Below are 18,005 nucleotides of genomic sequence, written 5' to 3'. Positions count from 1 at the left end.
GTAAATGAAGTAAGTTAAAAACTTACTTTAAAAAAACTTTCCCCTTATTTTTTAATTGAGATTCAGCAAAACTGATTGCTTTATTAACTTCAGTCAGTTCAAATGTAGCTTGTGGTTCCATAAGTGTTAACTTTCTATCCACAATTAGTGAAAATAAGTTTTTAAATGTCTCTTGCCAAGTTTGAGCAGATACTTGTTTGTTCCAATGTCTTAGATGAAATAATTTAATCTGTATATTCGTTTCGTTTGAGATCTTCCGCCAATCTATCGGGATTCCTGATAGAAGACCAATCGTTACGAGTGTGCCCTGAGGCTGAATACAATAAGCTAATTCAGTACCGCTTGGACCTCCTATTGAGTCAATCGCATAATTAACTCCTTGTCCATTTGTTAAAGACATTACTTTCTGATATAACGGTGTTTCTGATGAGTTAATGACATTGGAAGCTCCTAATTTGAGTAAATCTTCTTTATGAGCATCATTCCTCGTTACTGCAATTAGTCTAAATCCAATTATTTTTGATAATTGTACAAGAATACGGCCGATAGCAGAACTACAAGCATTAACAAGTAATGAATCCTCAGGTTGTAACTTTAATACTTCTGTACATAGAAGCCATGCTGTCAAAGGATTGATATATAATTGAGCAGCTGTGTAATCATCGATTGAATGAGGTACCTGTACTACGAAATCCGACGATGTTGTAACAAAGTCTTGCCAAGTACCTTCTCCACGTAATGCTAGGACACGCTTTCCAATCAATTCTTTTGATGCGTTTGGTCCCACATCCTCAACAATACCAACACCTTCATAACCAGGAATAGTAGGCAAGGAAATTCGATGAGAGTATGCTCCTGTAATAGGAATAAGATCAGAGGGATTAATTGGACGGAGTAGCATTCTAACAAGTACTTCATCATTTATAGGAGCTTGTCTTTCTTTTTGTTCAACTTTCAATACTTCTTTTGGGTCACCAAATTCATAACATCTAATGCAATTAGTTTTCAAAATAGGTACCTCATCTCTAGTAGAATATCATCTATTATATCAATTATCTTATGAAATACTTCTATTAATCTACTTAACCTAATTCAAATAAAAAAAGGATAGAAAAAATTTTTTTTCAAAAATAATATTGATAAAAGAAATTTTTTTTCATATAATCAGTTTATAAGATGAAAGTGCTTACAAAATGTAACCTTATTTAAGTAATATGTAAGTTGCAAATTACAAAAGATAAGCTTAATTCCATTCTAAGTGAAATATCGTTTAGAAATGTTTGTAAGGGGTTACAGAAAAGGGGAAGGTGAAATAACGTTATGTATCATTTATTAATTACATTAATTGCAATTATAATTGTCATTTTAGGAGTTTCTTGGTTTAAATGGCATGCATTTATAAGTTTAACTGTTGCGAGTATATTTCTTGCGATCTTTTCAGGCTTATCTATGGATAAGATTGTTAGTGGATATGAAACGGGTGTCGGAAATGTTTTAGGGCATTTAGTAGGTATTTTAGCGCTAGGAACAATTTTAGGGAAGATGATGGCTGAGTCAGGCGCTGGATTAAAAATTGCCGATTTCTTTGTACGTTCTTTCGGAGTTAAAAAGCTACCATGGGCAATGTTACTTGCGGGCTTTATTATTGGTCTACCTGTATTTTTTGAAGTAGGTATTTTAATCGTACTACCATTAGTAATCTCTATTCATAAAACATCGAAACAAAATATTTTATTAATTGGATTACCAGCTATTGCTGGATTATCAATCGTACATGGTTTAGTTCCACCACATCCAGGTGCAATTGCTGCGATTGGAATTTATAATGCAGACCTTGGGAAAGTGCTTATCTATTCATTAATCGTTGCAATTCCTTCTGCAATCATTGCAGGGCCACTATTTGCGAAATGGGTTCATAAAAGAGTTATTCCTGAAGGTGAACCTGAATTAATCAAAATTAATAATATGGAAGGAAAAAAACTTCCTAGCACAGGTATCTCATTTTTCATTATCTTATTACCAGTAATTTTAATGTTATTTTCCGCATTAGCACCATATTTAAAATTAGCAGATAGTTTAACAAAATTCTTTATCTTTATTGGAAGCCCACTTATTGCTCTTCTAATTTCTTGTTTTGTTGCATTTTACTTCCTTGGTATTCGACAAGGAGTTGATAAAAAAGGAATTAAACAATATACAGAAGAATGCCTTCTACCAGTTGGTTCTATTATATTAATCATTGGTGCAGGCGGAGGATTCAAACAATTATTAATTGATAGTGGAGTAGGTAACACAATTGCGCAAATGTCACAACATTTGTCATTATCACCACTTGTTTTAGCGTTTATGATTGCTGGTTTAATCCGTATCGCAACTGGATCAGCTACTGTAGCTTTAACGACAGCAGCAGGAATCGTTTCACCTATTATTCAACACATGACAGGGGTAAATGTAGAATTGCTTGTTATTGCTACAGGGGCAGGCTCATTAATTTGTTCTCATGTAAATGATGCAGGGTTCTGGATGGTAAAAGAATATTTAGGACTTAGTGTTAAGGAAACATTTAAGACCTGGACTGTATTAGAAACGATCCTTTCATTAGTAGCTTTCGGAATGACATTAGTGTTAAATATGTTTGTTTAAAAATAAAATCGCTTCCAAATAAATGGGAGCGATTTTATTTTTGAATATAGATTTTATTCTTCTGGAGGTAATACATTGATGTCATGAAAAGAACCTTTTGAATCAACTTTAAATCGAACATTACTATTTCGGGGATGAATATCTTTGTTATTTATAAGGGATTATTCTCTGGATATTTAATTCTATTATTTGGCTCTTTTCTAAAAAGATTGTTGTTTTTGAGAATTGTAACTTGAAAGACAGAAGTTGATTCGGGCGGAAGGTGCGAGACTCCTGTGGGAATAGCGGGAAGGCTGAGACCCCGCAGGCTTGCCGAGGAGGCTCAGCTCACGCCCCACGGAAAGGGAGCAACCTGGAGTTGTAATCAACTAACGCATTCTAAAATAGCAAAAATGTATACGAAAACGGCCTAATATTTTGAAGTGAGATTAGATTACTGCCGATCTAAAGAGGTCTCTGATACTTCTTTATTTAGATTGCTGATGTTTAAACATAAAGCATCTATTAAACTTAATTGAGCTATTTTTGAAGTGCATGCTGCTTTACGGCAATCCGTTTCATCTGTACTGGTATAGAGTGCTACATCTACATTTAAACTAACAAATGACTTTGGGGAACCAGTAATTCCAATTGTTTTGGCTCCAGTTTCATTTGCAGCTTTTAAAAGATTAACTATATCTTTATTAGCTCCTGAGTGAGAGATAAAAATAGCTACATCGTCCTTGGTTAAATGAGAGGCAGACATTAATTGATAGTGTGGTTCAATAAAAGCAAATGCTTTTATTCCAACGTTAACTAGCTTATAAAATGCTTCCATTGCAACAAAAGATGAATCCCCTGTTCCATAAATTTCAACTTTATTTGCTTGAATGATTAAATTGATTACTTTATTTATAGAGTCATTATCTATATTTTGTAACGTTTTTTCTAATGTTTTTATCGTTGATTTAAACATATTTTCGGTATGAGAATTCTCATGCTCTTCAAGAACTTCCTCTTCCTGTAAAGGTTGAGGTGAAGTCATTATTTCAGAAGCCAGTGCAATTTTCATTGCCTGAAACCCTTTAAATCCAATTCGCTTGGAAAATCGGAATACAGTTGCATCTGCTATGTTTAAATCGTACGCTACTTCGTTTATTGTTTGGTGAATAACAAGTTCCGGCTTTTCTAAAATATAATCCGCAATTTTTTTTTCTTTTTCACTAAATCTGGAATAAGATGACCGAATTCTCCCTAAGCATTTTTCTGTCATATTACTGTTTCCTTTCAAACATAATGGTACGTATAGTATAGCATAGTTGTGAGATGAAAAAAAATTTCTTGTAAACGTTTGCTAAATGAAAAAAATGCTCTTATAATACTAAATAGATGAAAAAAAATTTCATGAAATAGAAATATGAAACTAATTACTAACCTTGAGCATTTACCAATGAATTCGGGGAAAGTCTAACTAGATAAAAATAACAGCTTATAAGCATGTGGTTTTATGCAAGGAGGAAGCTTAGTGAATACAAAATATGTAATTGGAGTAGATATAGGTACAACAAGTGCAAAGTCAGTTTTATTTGCAGCAGATGGAACGGTTATTTCAAGTAATGGAATTGAATATCCATTACATTCACCAACACCAGAAACAGCGGAACAAAATCCAGAAGAGATTTTTCGAGCTGTCCTTAATACAGTAAAGAAAACAATCCAAGAAAGCGATGTGCAACCTGAAGATATTATTTGTGTTTCATTTAGTTCAGCAATGCACAGTTTAATAGCAGTAGATAAAGAAGGCAAGCCGTTAACGGAGTGTATTACATGGGCAGATAATAGAAGCTCTGATTGGGTTGAAAAGATAAAGACTGAAATGAATGGGCATGAAATTTATCGTCGTACAGGTACACCTATTCATCCAATGTCACCTCTTTCGAAATTAGTTTGGCTTCGAAATGACTATACAGAGTTATTTTCAAGAAGCTATAAATTCATCTCAATAAAAGAATATATTTTCTTTAAACTGTTTAAAGAATATGTAATCGATTATTCAATTGCTTCTTCAACAGGATTATTTAATATTCATTCTTTAACATGGGATGAGGAAGCTCTAAAAGTAGCAGGAGTTACTCCAAATCAGCTTTCAAAGCCAGTACCAACAACGTATAGTTTAACAGGTATAGATGAAACATATGCAAGCGAGATGAATCTACTTCCTTCAACTCCATTCGTGATTGGTGCAGGTGATGGAGTTTTATCAAACTTAGGTGTTAATGCGATCGAGCCTGGAGTAGTTGCTGTAACAATTGGAACAAGTGGAGCAATTCGTGCGGTTACTGATCGCCCGGTTACAGACCCAAAAGGAAGAATCTTCTGTTATGCGTTAACTGAAAATCATTGGGTTATTGGGGGACCAGTAAACAATGGTGGGATGATCTTTAGATGGGTAAGAGATCAACTTGGAGATTCTGAAGTTGCAGCAGCTAAACGTTTAGGAAAAGATCCTTATGAAGTGTTAACTGAAATTGCAAATCGAGTTACACCTGGTGCTGACGGATTGTTATTCCATCCATATTTAGCAGGAGAAAGAGCACCATTATGGGATTCAAATGCACGTGGATCGTTCTTTGGCCTTGGAATGCATCATAAAAAGGAACACCTTATCCGTGCCGTACTTGAAGGAGTCATTTTCAATTTATATACAGTACTTTTAGCGTTGAATGAATTAATTGGAGAGCCGAAAAAAATTCATGCTACAGGTGGCTTTGCAAGATCTGAGTTATGGCGTCAAATGATGGCGGATATCTTCAATCATGAAGTTTGTATACCTGAGAGCTTTGAAAGTTCTTGTCTTGGAGCTGCAATTTTAGGTTTATACAGTCTTGGAGAAATTGATGACTTAAATGTTGTTTCTGAAATGGTAGGAGCTACATTTAAACATACTCCTAATAGTGAGAATGTAGCAATTTATGAAGATTTAACGCCAATCTTTATTCGTTTATCAAGGATATTAGGAGAAGAATATAAAAGCATTGCTGATTTTCAAAAGAAATGGGTATGATATTTACCTAAAATATCATAAGAAAAAAGAAATGATGTATGCCACCTAGAGATAGGTGGTTTTTCTTTTGAGTAGACAAGGGCGTTCACAATTGTTTTAGTTAAGTCCCTTAAAAAATGGCTCTTTTTTTAAAGATTGTTGCTTTAGGTTTTGTAATTTAAAGGACAGAAGTTGATTGGAACGGAAGGGTGCTCGACTCCTGTGGGAGATGCGGGAAGGCTGAGACCCCGCAGGAGCGTATGCGACGAGGAGGCTCAGCTCACACACCTAGGAAAGCGAGCATCCTGGAGTGGAAATCAACTTACACATACTGAAATAGCAACAATATATACGAAAACAGCCTAAAAAATTTAATATTTTTCAAGAGTATTAAAAGGATAACTACATTTTGTGTGTAATTTTATGTATATATAATCTCATAACATATAAGTAAAAAGAAGAATAGGGAGGGAATCATGTTGTTTGAAGATAAAAATTATGAGCAAATGCATTTAGAGAAAAAAATAGATGAATTAACTAAAAAGCTGGATGAAGTTACTAGCAAACTAGATCATTTAGAAAGACGGACTTATCAAAATAGAGGTTCTATTGGTAATAGTATATGGGTATTAGTTCCTGTTACCGCAATTATTATGTGGGGTTTACGAGAGATTTTCGCAAGATAGGCATCGGTGTTTTTAATGTTAGTTGTATAGATTTAATATTGATTTGATGAAATATCTTCACTAAATCTTGAAGATATAGTAGGTGTTACTACGAACTGTAGTAACACCTTTATTTCGTATATATCTTAAATACAAGGATTTTATCATTTTTAATAGAATAGTTTACAGAGTCATAATAGTAAGAAATTAAAAATGAGAAGAGGTTTTTAAAATGACACATCAAATAAAAGTTCTTGGTATATCTGGAAGTTTACGTAGCAAATCCTATAATACGATGTTACTTAGACATGCGTCTAAGTTTTTACCTGATGATTTTTCTTTTACTCTAGCAGAAATTTCGAATCTTCCATTTTACAATGAGGATTTAGAAAATAATTTACCCAAATCTGTAACTGAGTTTGTAGAACTCTGCCATTCAGCTGATGCTGTTTTAATTAGTACACCTGAATATAATGGTCAAATTCCGGGTGTGCTAAAAAATGCACTCGATTGGATATCCATAGCACTAATGAAAAAACCGCTTGCTTTGAAACCAATCGCAATTATGGGAGCTTCAACTGGATTAGTTGGAACTGCACGTGCTCAAACTAATTTGAGAAATCTACTGTTTGCACTAAATATGGATCCTGTAAATCGTCCTGAAGTAAGACTATCACAAGCAAACTTGAAATTTAATGAAGATGGGATTTTAATCGATGACAAAGACTTACAAATGCTGGAACAATTGATTACTAATTTCGAAGCAAAAGTAAGAAAGCATTTAGAAGAAAATAGTTAAGTAGCTAGTTGAAAAAATAAAATCTATTACAGTAAAAGTTAGCGCATATGCTAACTTTTTTTATGTCTACTAATATTCTCGTTAAGATTCTAACGATATCCTCATTAATGTTCGGATTTACAGACGATGATTCTTCCATTGCAGCATTCCACTATTTTCCTCTATTAATGCCTACTAAACTACTTATATTAAGTTTGTAAACTGAAATCTATCATACCTTTAACAAAACATTTACATGTGATTAATGTGGGATTTACTTTGCTGTTTTATGATTAAACCGTAAGAAACAGTAACAAACATTAAAAAAACCACGTTGATGGGGAGGCACTTAAATGAAAGCCACATTTAAGAAAAAGAGTTTCAAATCGATTCAAGTTTTAATGGTAGGGATGAGTCTTCTAGGATTAGCTGCTTGTTCAAATTCGAAAAAGTCAGAAGTAATTGATACTACTAAAGTAAACTCGTTATCTCTTAATGAAATCGAAACAAAGGCCAAAAAAGAGGGAGAAATTGATAGTGTCGGTATGCCAGATTCATGGGCAAACTGGGGAGAAACGTGGGGTAATATAACGAAACAATATGGATTGAAACATAATGACACAGATTTATCTAGTGCAGAAGAAATAGCGAAAATGGAATCTGAAAAAAATAATGCAACAGCTGATATCGGTGATGTTGGGATGTCTTTCGGACCAATTGCTGAACAAAAAGGATTAACCCTTCCGTATAAAACGTCTTACTGGAATCAAATACCAAGTTGGGCGAAAGATGATAAAGGTAATTGGGTTGTTGGATACACAGGAACGATCGCATTTCTTACAAATAAAAATCTAGTGAAAAATCCACCAAAATCTTTTGCTGACATTTTAAAAGGTAACTACAAAGTAACAATTGGAGATGTTCAACGAGGAGCTCAGAATCAAGCGGGAGTTCTTGCTGCAGCAGAAGCTTTCGGTGGTAATGAATCGAATATTCAACCGGGTCTTGACTTTTTCGCTAAGCTTGCTAAACAAGGACGTTTAAGTCTAACTGACGCAAAACCAGCTAACATTGAAAAAGGTGAAGTAGCAGTAGCAATTGTTTGGGATTTCAATGCACTTGGTTATGCAAATCAAATTAATCGTAACCAATTTGATATCTGTATTCCAAGTGATGGTTCTGTTAAGAGTGGTTATACAACAATCATTAACAAATATGCAAAACATCCTTATTCAGCGATGGCAACAAGAGAATATATTCTAAGTGATCAAGGACAAATTAACCTAGCAAAAGGATATGCTCGACCAATTCGTAGTGATGTAAAACTTCCAAAAGATGTAGAGAACAAATTAATTCCTATAGAAGAATACAAAAATGTAAAACCAATAGACGAAAAACCTTGGGAAAAAACGGCAAGTACTTTACCACAAAAATGGCAAGAAGAGGTGTTATCAAATGTTAAATAAAGTAATCACAATTGTAGTTGATGGAATGAGATACGATAAAGGAATTGAGGCACTTGGATTTATTCAACATTTAGTAGAAACAAATCAAGCAGCACTTTATAAAGTAAAATCAGAACTTCCAAGCCTTTCTCGTCCATTATACGAAGTGTTATTAACTGGTACGCCTGCGTCAATGAATGGAATTACATCAAATCTAGCTGTTCGTCTTTCTTCACAGAAAAGTATTTTCCATCTTACGCAAGAAAATGGACTAAGAAATGCAACGGCATCTTATTACTGGGTAAGCGAGCTTTATAATCGCGCACCTTTCAATTATATTGAAGACCGTCATCAACATGATGAGTCTAAACCAATTCAACATGGATCATTTTATTGGGATGATGATTACCCAGATAGTCATGTCATAATGGATGCAGAAGCATTACGTAAAAAGTATGATCCACACTTTTTGTACATTCATCCAATGGGAGTTGATGTAAAAGGTGAAAATTTCGGATCAGAATCAAAAGAATACCGTGAACAAATTTTAAAAGTGGCAAGCTTGTTAGCACAACTTTTACCTACTTGGATCTCAGAAGGTTACCATATTTTAATTACATCTGATCATGGTATGAGTGAAACAGGCAACCATGGTGGCATAACTGATGGTGAGCGCGATGTACCACTTTTCGTCATTAGTCCAAAAGTTGAGCCAGGTGTCTACAGTGAAGTGGTTCCACAATTAGCGATTGCACCTCTAATGTGTGAGCTTTTAAATATTGAACCATCTAATAAGATGATTTCATATCGATTACCTGGTCTAAAAGAAAACAGTATAGTTTAATAGTTTGTACATTAAATAGTTAAAGAATAGTATTTTCCTGGAATTGGTTTAATAGACTTACTGTTAAACCAATTCCAAAATTGTAAAAAATAGAGGAGCGAGAAGTGTTGCGTAAAATTAAAAAACAAAAAATTTACTTATTAGCTCTCTTATTGCCATTTATTATCTTTGTAATTGGATTTGAAATAGGACCATTAGTGGCAATGATTAATAATAGCTTTTTTGCAGACGATGGAATTCACCGTACAATTAATCAATATTTAACAATATTTAATAGTAAGTTTTACATGGAAGGCATTAAAAATAGCCTAATGATAGCCATATTCTCTTCTGTAGTCGCTGTGATTATAGGGTTAATTGCAGCACATTCATTTACTAAGTTTTCGAAAAATACACAAAATCGATTATTAATGTTATCAAATGTGACTTCGAATTTTGAGGGAATTCCCCTTTCATTTTCATATATTATTTTGCTTGGAACCAACGGATTGTTTACGTTACTTTTTCACAAGATGGGTTTCGATGTATTAGGAAACTTTAATTTATATTCTTGGACTGGCTTAATTCTGGTTTATGTTTATTTTCAAATTCCGCTTGCCATTATGCTCATTTATCCTTCTTTTCAAGGGATAAAACAACAATGGAAAGAAGCTTCCGCATTATTAGGAGGATCAAAATTATCATTTTGGATTCGTATAGGTATTCCGGTACTTCTACCTAGTATTGTAGGGACATTTAGTATTCTTTTTGCAAGTGCGATGGGGGCTTACGGTACAGCCTATGCATTGGTCGGCAGCAACTATAACTTAATGTCATTACAAATAGCCTCTTTAGTTACAAGTGACGTTACATTACAACCACAGTTGGGTAGTGCGCTTGGAGTCCTTCTAGCATCGACAATGGTTGCAGCAATGTGGTTCAACGAACGAATGATGCGTCGTATTAGGAGGGATTTACGATGAAGTCTTCTAAACTCGTATATAAAATTATTATTGGATTACTAGTAATGTATTTATTGATCCCGATTGTAGGAACATTTTTATTCTCGATTGCAGATAAATGGGATACAACTATTTTACCTGACGGTTATACTTTGCATTGGTATAGTGATTTATTTCATGATTCACGTTTTTGGGACGCGCTTGGAAGAACGCTAATTTTGATTGTTATAACTGTAGGTCTTAGTGTTCTAATTATGGTTCCGACAATCTTCATCGTCACAATCTATTTCAGTAAATGGGAAGGATTGCTTCAAGCAATTGCTATGCTCCCATATGGAATTCCTCCAATTGTTGGAGCAGTCGGATTAATAAAACTCTATTCAGATGGACCAATTCAAATTTCTGGAACACCATGGATCTTAATTGGGGCATATTTTATAACCATACTTCCATTTATGTATCAAGGTATCCGTAATAGTCTTCGTACAATTAATGCTATTCAACTTGTTGATGCAGCGGAATTACTAGGAGCTACAAAACCTCAGGCATTTCGAACAGTAGTGCTTCCAAATATTATGTCTGGTATTCTAGCTTCTACCTTACTATCAGTTGCGATGTTATTTGGTGAATTTGCTTTTGCGAATTTACTTGTCGGTGGTCAATTTGAAACCATTCAAATTTATCTAGCTAACCAAATGAATAGCAGTGGCCATTTAACAAGTGCGATTGTTATCACTTATTATATCTTGATTATCATTTTAACGGCTTTTGTATTAAAACTGTCGTATAAAAATGAAAAAAAACATGTTGGGTCAAAAAAGAAGGGTTTTCTTACTATTTTTAATAAAAAATATCAGCACAATAATACTACTACATTAGAGGGTGAAAATTAATGAGCTTTGTAACCATCGATCAAGTGAAAAAGGGATATGACAATCAAGTTGTTTTAAATAATATTTCTTTAACATTGCAAAAAGGAGAATTTGTAACACTTCTTGGACAAAGTGGATGTGGAAAAAGTACATTATTACGTTCAATCGCCGGACTTGAAGATGTAGATGTAGGTAAAATCTTAATTGATGGAAAAGATATAACGAATTTATCACCACGTCAGCGTGAAGTTGGAATGGTGTTTCAGTCATATGCACTTTTTCCGAATATGACTGTTTTTGATAATATTGCATACGGACTGAAAATGAAGAAAGCAAAAGATATAAATGCAAAAGTAAAAAAGATGATTGAAATGGTCGATTTAAATGGTAAAGAAAAGTCTTATCCACATCAATTATCTGGTGGACAACAGCAGAGGGTTGCTCTTGCTCGTGCGCTAGTTATGGAACCGAAAGTACTATTATTAGATGAGCCTTTAAGTGCATTGGATGCGAAAATTAGAAAAAGTTTACAAAAAGAATTGAAGAGAATTCAGAAGGAATTAGATATCACAACGATTTTTGTTACACATGATCAAGAAGAAGCAATGACAATGTCTGATCGCATCTTTGTCATGAATAAAGGCAACGTTGAACAATCTGGTACTCCATCAGAAATCTATACTACTCCTGCCAATACATTTGTTGCAAAATTTATCGGAAATTATAATGTTTATAATATAGAGGTTTTCAATAAACTTGTTCGCAGCACAGAATTAAAAGGAAATGATGTCGCTGTTCGTCCTGAAGTTATAAAATTAGTGTCTGCTGGTGAGGAAAGCATCGATTTAAAAGATAACTTTGGAATTAAAGGAATCGTAAAAGATGTAACAATGACAGGGAATGTTTTAAGATATGAGGTTGAAACAGAAGAAGAAGTTTTCCATGTCGATTATCTACACCATAGAGGAGAAATGTTTGAGCAAGGAGCATTCGTGCATATTCTCGTACCGAAAAAAGAATGTATTATTTTATAAAGTGAAACTTCCATCAGTGGGGGTTTTCTTTATCCCTCACCTATCTTCTTCGCATCTCTCTTAATCTTGAGGTGGGGGTCTTACTGCCCGCAAATAGCGGGATAAATAATTAAAAGAGGATGAGGGAGAAATATGTCTGTTTTGCCAGAAGAAAGAAAGAATGAAATATTAATAGAACTTAACAAAGTAGGAAAAGTAAAAGTCATGGAATTAGTTTACCAATTTCAGGTTTCAGAGGAAACGATTCGACGTGATTTGATGATATTAGAGGAAAAAGGGCTGCTAAAGCGAGTTTATGGCGGAGCGATTAAATCAGTTTTTCAATTTGAAGAGCCACCATTTACGCATCGTACAACTGTGAATCAAGATGCGAAAGTTCAAATCGGTAAAAAAGCAGTTGACCTTATTTCTAACGGAGATGTCATTGTCATTGATGCAGGGACAACTATGCTTGAATTTGCTAAGTGTGTTGAAAATAAAGAAGACATTACAATCATAACAAATTCTCTTCCTGTGTCATCTGTGTTGACTGAAACGCTAAATCAAAATAAGTTTACAGGTCAAGTCTTGTTACTTGGTGGACAAATTGATCCGAAGCAGCAGTCCATTAGCGGAAGTCTCACAGAACAAATGTTAAGTCAATTTAATATTGATAAAGCTTTCATTTCAGCTGGTGGCGTATCTCTTCAAAACGGTGTTAGTAACTATCATTTACACGAAACTTTGGTTTCTCGTAAGATGGTCGGAGTTTCAAAGCAAATTATCCTACTAACTGATTACTCAAAAATGGGTGTCGATACATTTTGTAAAGTTTGTCCTCTTGATAAAGTCGATGTGATTATTTGTGAACAACCTTTTCCAGATTCTTGGAAAAATCATTCAAAATTAGAAGAAATCAATTGGATTCAAGTATAGATATTCGACAAAGGGAGAGAGTGAAAAGAAGATTCTCTCTTTTTTAATTAAATTTTAAGGTCTTTTCTAAAAGTTTGTTATTTTTTTAAGGCTCTTATTTTAAAGAGGGTTACTTTTAAGTTTTGTAATTTAAATGATAGAAGTTGATTGGAACGGAAGGATGCTCGTCTCCTGTGGGAGATGCGGGAAGGCTGAGACCCCACAGGAGCGTATGCGACGAGGAGGCTCAGCTCACGCCCCTAGGAAAGCGAGCATCCTGGAGTGGAAATCAACTTACACATACTGAAATGCAACAAAGTATACGAAAACAGCAAAATTATATTGATATCAAGTAGGAACTAAGAATTTAATAGATTGATTGATAAAGGAGATCTGCACCATGGGATTTATTGCGATAGATTTAGATGGAACTTTGTTAAATGACAATAATGTAATAAGTGAAGAAAATATTAAAGCGATTAAATATGCACAAGAAAAAGGAATTGAAGTTGTTATTTCAACAGGACGTGCATACTTTGACGTTCAATCAATTTGTGAAAAAGCTGGGATTTCTCTACCAGTTATCGGCACAAATGGATCTACTATTCATTCAAAAGAAGGAAAATGTATCTCCTCTATTAAACTAGCTAAAGAGCGTGTTGAATCGATTATAGAATGGCTAGAAGAACGAAATTTCTATTATGAAGTGTTTACAGATAAAGGTATTTTTACCACTAGACAAAGACAAGAACAATTCCAAAAAGAGATAAATCAATTCAAAAGTATGGATTTAGACATCGAAATGCAAGAAATTGTTGAGGTAGCTGAAAGACAGTTCGATCAATTTGGATATGTTTTAGTAGAAAACTACCGTGATATCTTAAAAAATGAAGAAGAATTTTACAATATTTTAGTCGGTTCATTTGATAAAAAGAAATTAGCAGAAGCATGGAATCAATTCGATCAATTTAAAGAATTGAGGGTTGTTTCATCTGCTGATCATAATATTGAAGTTACTAGTAATGGTGCATCAAAAGGTTTAGCTCTTGAAAAATTAGCTTTTCTAATGAATGGTTCATTAGATCGAGCAATGGCAATCGGTGACAGCAATAATGATTTACCTATGTTCGAGAAAGTTCCATATAGTGTAGCAATGGGAAATGCGAAAGATGTTATTAAAGATGTATGTACAACAACAACCTTAAGTAATGATGAAAATGGAGTAGCCCATGCAATCTATCGCTATTTGTTGACGTTTGCGCCTTCAAAATAAATTTTAATGAAATTAACAGACTTTAACTTTTAAAATGTAACAGCGGTAATATCGAGGGAGAGAATGATTGTATGTCATGGGTATACATTTTAATAGCAGGATTTTTAGAAATTGTATGGGTGATCGGACTAAAATATTCACATGGTTTTACCATTCTTATTCCTAGTATAGCAACAATTATTGTTGTAATTTTCAGTTTCTATTTACTTTCGAAAGCATTACATTCAATCCCAATAGGGACAGGTTATGCCATTTTTACTGGTATAGGTACGGTCGGGACTGTCATTACTGGTGCTATTTTTTGGGGAGAGACAATTACCCCATGGAAAGTATTTTTTGTGACATTAATAATTGTTGGGATCATTGGACTGAGAGTTATTCCAGAAGAACCGAAAGAATTAAAGAATATAAAACGATATGAACAATGTTAGGAGATGATTCGATGTCATGGATTTTTCTTCTGATTGCCGGATTTGCTGAGATTGGTAGTGTTATAAGTTTAAAACGTGCTGAAGGTTTTAAAAGACTGCTTCCTTCTATCTCCTGTCTTATCTTTGGAAGTTTAAGCTTTTATTTTCTCTCATTGTCATTAATTTCTCTTCCAGTAGGGACTGCATATGCAATTTGGACTGGTATTGGCTCTGTTGGAAGTGTAATCATTGGAATGATCTTCTTTAATGAATCTCGAAACTTATTAAGAATTTTAATGATTATGTTTATTATTGTAGGGGCAATTGGGATAAAAATGACTTCTTAAAAGTAGGTTGAGAAAAATTTAAAAAATGAGAATATTATAAGCTGTTAAGAAGCTAAAAAAAATGTACAATCACTATAGAGGTGAAGAGTAATGAAGACTATCCAAGAATGGACAGACGAAAATTCTTTAATAAAAGATTTGATTGATTTAAAAGAAGTATTATGGATAAATCCAAAATATGAACCATTTCAAGCGGGGATAAAAAATCTACCACTTAATGATGGAAATGTAAAGGATGCAGAGGAAAGATTAAATCGTTTCGCTCCTTATATAGCAAAGGTTTTTCCTGAAACAAGTAAACAGAATGGAATTATTGAATCACCTATTGCAGATATTCCACATATGAAACAAAAGCTAGAGCAAATGTATGGTGCTTCATTGCCGGGAAATTTTTTATTAAAATGTGACAATGCCCTTCCTATTTCAGGCTCGATTAAAGCAAGAGGCGGTATTTACGAGGTTCTTAAACATGCAGAGGATTTAGCAATTCAACAAGGTTTGTTAACGCATGAGACTGATTACGCCGTTTTAGATAGTGAAGAATTTAAAAACTTCTTTTCTGAATACTCAATTGCAGTTGGCTCTACTGGAAACTTAGGATTAAGTATTGGTATCATGAGTGCCAAATTAGGTTTTAAAGTGACTGTTCATATGTCAGCTGATGCAAAGAAATGGAAAAAAGATCTTCTTAGAAGCAAGGGAGTAACAGTTATTGAGTACAAAGAAGACTACAGTAAAGCTGTAGAAGAGGGAAGAAAGCAAGCACTTTCCTTACCGAATTGTTATTTTGTTGATGATGAAAATTCACATGATTTGTTTTTAGGCTATGCAGTAGCAGCTATTCGACTAAAAAAACAATTAGAAGATTTAAAGATAACAGTTGATGAAAACCATCCACTTTTTGTTTACCTTCCATGTGGGGTAGGTGGTGGACCTGGAGGAGTAGCATTCGGACTCAAACTAATTTTCCAAGATTCAGTACATTGCTTTTTTGCGGAGCCAACGCATTCTCCATGTATGTTACTCGGCTTAGTGACAGGTCTACATGACCAGGTTTCTGTACAGGACTTTGGAATTGATAACATAACATCAGCAGATGGCCTTGCAGTAGGAAGACCTTCCGGATTCGTTGGCCGAACAATCGAACCTTTATTAAGTGGAAGTTATTCTGTAAGTGATGATGAGTTATTTAGGCTTTTAAGTACAATGGCAGATTCAGAAAATATTTACTTAGAGCCTTCTGCATTAGCTGGTGTACTCGGACCCGTAAAGTTAATTTCTGAGGCTGAAGGAAAAGAATATATTCAAAATCATCATTTAACAGATAAAATGAAAAATGCTACACATCTTATGTGGGCTACTGGTGGAAGTATGGTTCCAAAAGAAACGATGGAAGAATATTATCGAAAAGGTAAGAACTTATCGCTTTAAATGGTTATTTTTAAGATATGATTATTTAAAAAATAGTTTAGTAAAAAGCATCTGATGAATCAGATGCTTTTTGTTTACACAATAAGTAATCTTATTTCGAATTCGTTCAACTTCCTATTTTCCCCATATTTTGTATTGTTTTATTCGTTAAATAGTTTTGCGCTTTTAGTTCTCCAAAATATTTCATTGTACAGAACAATAGAGTGATATCCTACCCACTTTTCAAGTACTGCTGTTAACAGGCAAGCACTTTTGGTTTATTTTCTGAAAATACTAAAAATACGAAGGTTTTTAAGAGAATTTGTCGAAAACAATAGGTAAGTAAAAATCATTAGAAGAATTAGAAGGGTGCTTGTGATGAAACCAAAAGTGATGTTATTTGACGAACCAACGAGTGCACTTGATCCAGATACGGTCGGAGAAATTGTGACGCATGAAATGGGATTTGCAAATGAAGTCGCAGATTGTATTTTATTTTTGCATCAAGGATTAGTCGAAGAGGATGTCTCGCCAACTGAAGTGTTTGGCAGGGCAAAAAGTGAACGACTTCGTTCATTTTTAGAAAAAGTTCTATAAATTTAAAAAAGAAAAGAAAAACAAAATAGAAAGAGTGAAAAAATGAAAAAACCAATCATAGGCATTACAACTTCTTATTTGAAACATAACGATAACATGGAAGGAGTTTATGTCCATCAAGATTACCATCGCGCAATAGAACGTGCTGGCGGGATTCCAGTCATGCTCCCCGTTGTGAATGATGAAGAAGCGATTCAAAGATATGTTTCAATGTGTGACGGAATCATTTTCAGTGGTGGGGAAGATGTTGATCCACAATTTTATGGGAATGATCCACATATGAGTATCGGCTTTTTCCGAACCGAACGTGATGAATTTGAAATCAACTTGTTCAATGAATACATAAAAACATTAAAGCCAATTTTCGGGATATGTAGAGGGTTACAACTGATTAATGTGGCATGTGGCGGAACACTCATTCAAGACCTTGCATTACACAAACAAGAAGGACACACTGTACACAGGCACGAACAAACTATCCCAAGAGCGATGCCATTCCACGGTGTCTGTGTGGAATTAGAAAGTCGGTTACACCTGATTACAGAAAAAACTCGTTTACGTGTGAATTCGCTTCATCATCAAGCAATTGATAAGTTAGGTGGAAACCTTGTTGTGACGTCTCGCGCGAACGACGGCGTCATTGAAGCAATCGAAGGAACAGAACATCCATACCTTGTGGCTGTCCAGTGGCACCCTGAGTCAATGAGTGAAACATACAAAGAGATGCAAGCACTTTTCGATCATTTCATAAAAATCAGTACAATAGTCTAAAAAGCGGTTTATGTCAGGATTACTTGTGAACCCATTTTTTCAAATCATTGTTTCAATTT

General features: G+C 34.2%; 17 protein-coding genes and 1 pseudogene. 16 read left to right on the top strand and 2 right to left on the bottom strand.

Features of this window, described 5'->3' with window-relative positions:
• Positions 1-22: 22 nt before the first annotated feature.
• Complete coding sequence (locus tag J5Y03_RS08725) at positions 23-1,009, bottom strand: zinc-dependent alcohol dehydrogenase family protein (protein ID WP_209404665.1); 987 nt, start codon at positions 1,007-1,009, stop codon at positions 23-25.
• A 311-nt stretch (positions 1,010-1,320) separates the two neighbouring features.
• Here J5Y03_RS08725 and J5Y03_RS08720 point away from each other — a divergent pair, with 311 nt between their 5' ends.
• Positions 1,321-2,643, top strand: a complete 1,323-nt coding sequence (locus tag J5Y03_RS08720) for a GntT/GntP/DsdX family permease (RefSeq protein ID WP_209404663.1) — start codon at positions 1,321-1,323, stop codon at positions 2,641-2,643.
• Positions 2,644-3,076: 433 nt separating this feature from the next.
• Here the strand turns inward: J5Y03_RS08720 and J5Y03_RS08715 are convergent, their stop codons facing one another.
• Positions 3,077-3,895, bottom strand: coding sequence for a MurR/RpiR family transcriptional regulator (locus tag J5Y03_RS08715; protein WP_209404661.1), 819 nt, complete (start codon positions 3,893-3,895; stop codon positions 3,077-3,079).
• 234 nt (positions 3,896-4,129) lie between these two features.
• Here J5Y03_RS08715 and gntK point away from each other — a divergent pair, with 234 nt between their 5' ends.
• The 15 genes and pseudogenes from gntK to J5Y03_RS08640 all read left to right on the top strand — a co-directional run bounded on the left by gntK (position 4,130) and on the right by J5Y03_RS08640 (position 17,946).
• Positions 4,130-5,686, top strand: coding sequence for a gluconokinase (gene gntK, locus J5Y03_RS08710; RefSeq protein WP_209404659.1), 1,557 nt, complete (start codon positions 4,130-4,132; stop codon positions 5,684-5,686).
• Positions 5,687-6,144: 458 nt separating this feature from the next.
• Positions 6,145-6,351: a hypothetical protein gene (locus J5Y03_RS08705; protein WP_209404657.1), complete on the top strand. Its 207-nt coding sequence runs from the start codon at positions 6,145-6,147 to the stop codon at positions 6,349-6,351.
• Between the two features lie 211 nt (positions 6,352-6,562).
• On the top strand, positions 6,563-7,129 hold the full coding sequence (locus tag J5Y03_RS08700) for an NADPH-dependent FMN reductase (RefSeq protein ID WP_209404655.1): 567 nt from the start codon (positions 6,563-6,565) through the stop codon (positions 7,127-7,129).
• A gap of 332 nt (positions 7,130-7,461) precedes the next feature.
• Positions 7,462-8,574: an ABC transporter substrate-binding protein gene (locus tag J5Y03_RS08695; protein WP_209404653.1), complete on the top strand. Its 1,113-nt coding sequence runs from the start codon at positions 7,462-7,464 to the stop codon at positions 8,572-8,574.
• Positions 8,564-9,397, top strand: a complete 834-nt coding sequence (locus tag J5Y03_RS08690) for an alkaline phosphatase family protein (protein WP_209404651.1) — start codon at positions 8,564-8,566, stop codon at positions 9,395-9,397. Before J5Y03_RS08695 ends, J5Y03_RS08690 begins: the two co-directional genes overlap by 11 nt.
• Positions 9,398-9,600: 203 nt before the next feature.
• On the top strand, positions 9,601-10,359 hold the full coding sequence (locus J5Y03_RS08685) for an ABC transporter permease (RefSeq protein WP_407648418.1): 759 nt from the start codon (positions 9,601-9,603) through the stop codon (positions 10,357-10,359).
• Positions 10,356-11,231 carry an ABC transporter permease gene (locus J5Y03_RS08680; protein WP_209404646.1) on the top strand — a complete coding sequence of 292 codons (876 nt, stop codon included), beginning with the start codon at positions 10,356-10,358 and terminating at the stop codon, positions 11,229-11,231. Before J5Y03_RS08685 ends, J5Y03_RS08680 begins: the two co-directional genes overlap by 4 nt.
• A complete protein-coding gene (locus J5Y03_RS08675; protein ID WP_209404644.1) occupies positions 11,231-12,244 on the top strand; it encodes an ABC transporter ATP-binding protein in 1,014 nt (337 codons plus the stop codon). Before J5Y03_RS08680 ends, J5Y03_RS08675 begins: the two co-directional genes overlap by 1 nt.
• A 132-nt stretch (positions 12,245-12,376) precedes the next feature.
• Positions 12,377-13,159, top strand: a complete 783-nt coding sequence (locus tag J5Y03_RS08670; RefSeq protein ID WP_209404642.1) for a DeoR/GlpR family DNA-binding transcription regulator — start codon at positions 12,377-12,379, stop codon at positions 13,157-13,159.
• A 379-nt stretch (positions 13,160-13,538) separates the two neighbouring features.
• Positions 13,539-14,411 (top strand): Cof-type HAD-IIB family hydrolase, encoded by an 873-nt coding sequence (locus J5Y03_RS08665; RefSeq protein ID WP_209404640.1) that lies wholly within the window; start codon positions 13,539-13,541, stop codon positions 14,409-14,411.
• A 71-nt stretch (positions 14,412-14,482) separates the two neighbouring features.
• Positions 14,483-14,842: a DMT family transporter gene (locus tag J5Y03_RS08660; protein ID WP_209404638.1), complete on the top strand. Its 360-nt coding sequence runs from the start codon at positions 14,483-14,485 to the stop codon at positions 14,840-14,842.
• Positions 14,843-14,853: 11 nt separating this feature from the next.
• Positions 14,854-15,168, top strand: a complete 315-nt coding sequence (locus J5Y03_RS08655; RefSeq protein ID WP_209404636.1) for a DMT family transporter — start codon at positions 14,854-14,856, stop codon at positions 15,166-15,168.
• Positions 15,169-15,258: 90 nt separating this feature from the next.
• A complete protein-coding gene (locus J5Y03_RS08650; RefSeq protein WP_209404635.1) occupies positions 15,259-16,599 on the top strand; it encodes a D-serine ammonia-lyase in 1,341 nt (446 codons plus the stop codon).
• Positions 16,600-16,938: 339 nt separating this feature from the next.
• Positions 16,939-17,175, top strand: a pseudogene (locus J5Y03_RS08645) (polar amino acid ABC transporter ATP-binding protein); the annotation flags it as partial.
• A 42-nt stretch (positions 17,176-17,217) separates the two neighbouring features.
• Positions 17,218-17,946 carry a gamma-glutamyl-gamma-aminobutyrate hydrolase family protein gene (locus J5Y03_RS08640; protein WP_209404631.1) on the top strand — a complete coding sequence of 243 codons (729 nt, stop codon included), beginning with the start codon at positions 17,218-17,220 and terminating at the stop codon, positions 17,944-17,946.
• The last annotated feature ends 59 nt before the right edge of the window (positions 17,947-18,005 follow it).

The organism is Gottfriedia endophytica, from assembly GCF_017814275.1.
Lineage (GTDB): Bacteria > Bacillota > Bacilli > Bacillales > Bacillaceae_G > Gottfriedia > Gottfriedia endophytica.
Note: the sequence above shows the minus strand (reverse complement) of the source record. Positions and strands in the feature narration are given on the sequence as shown.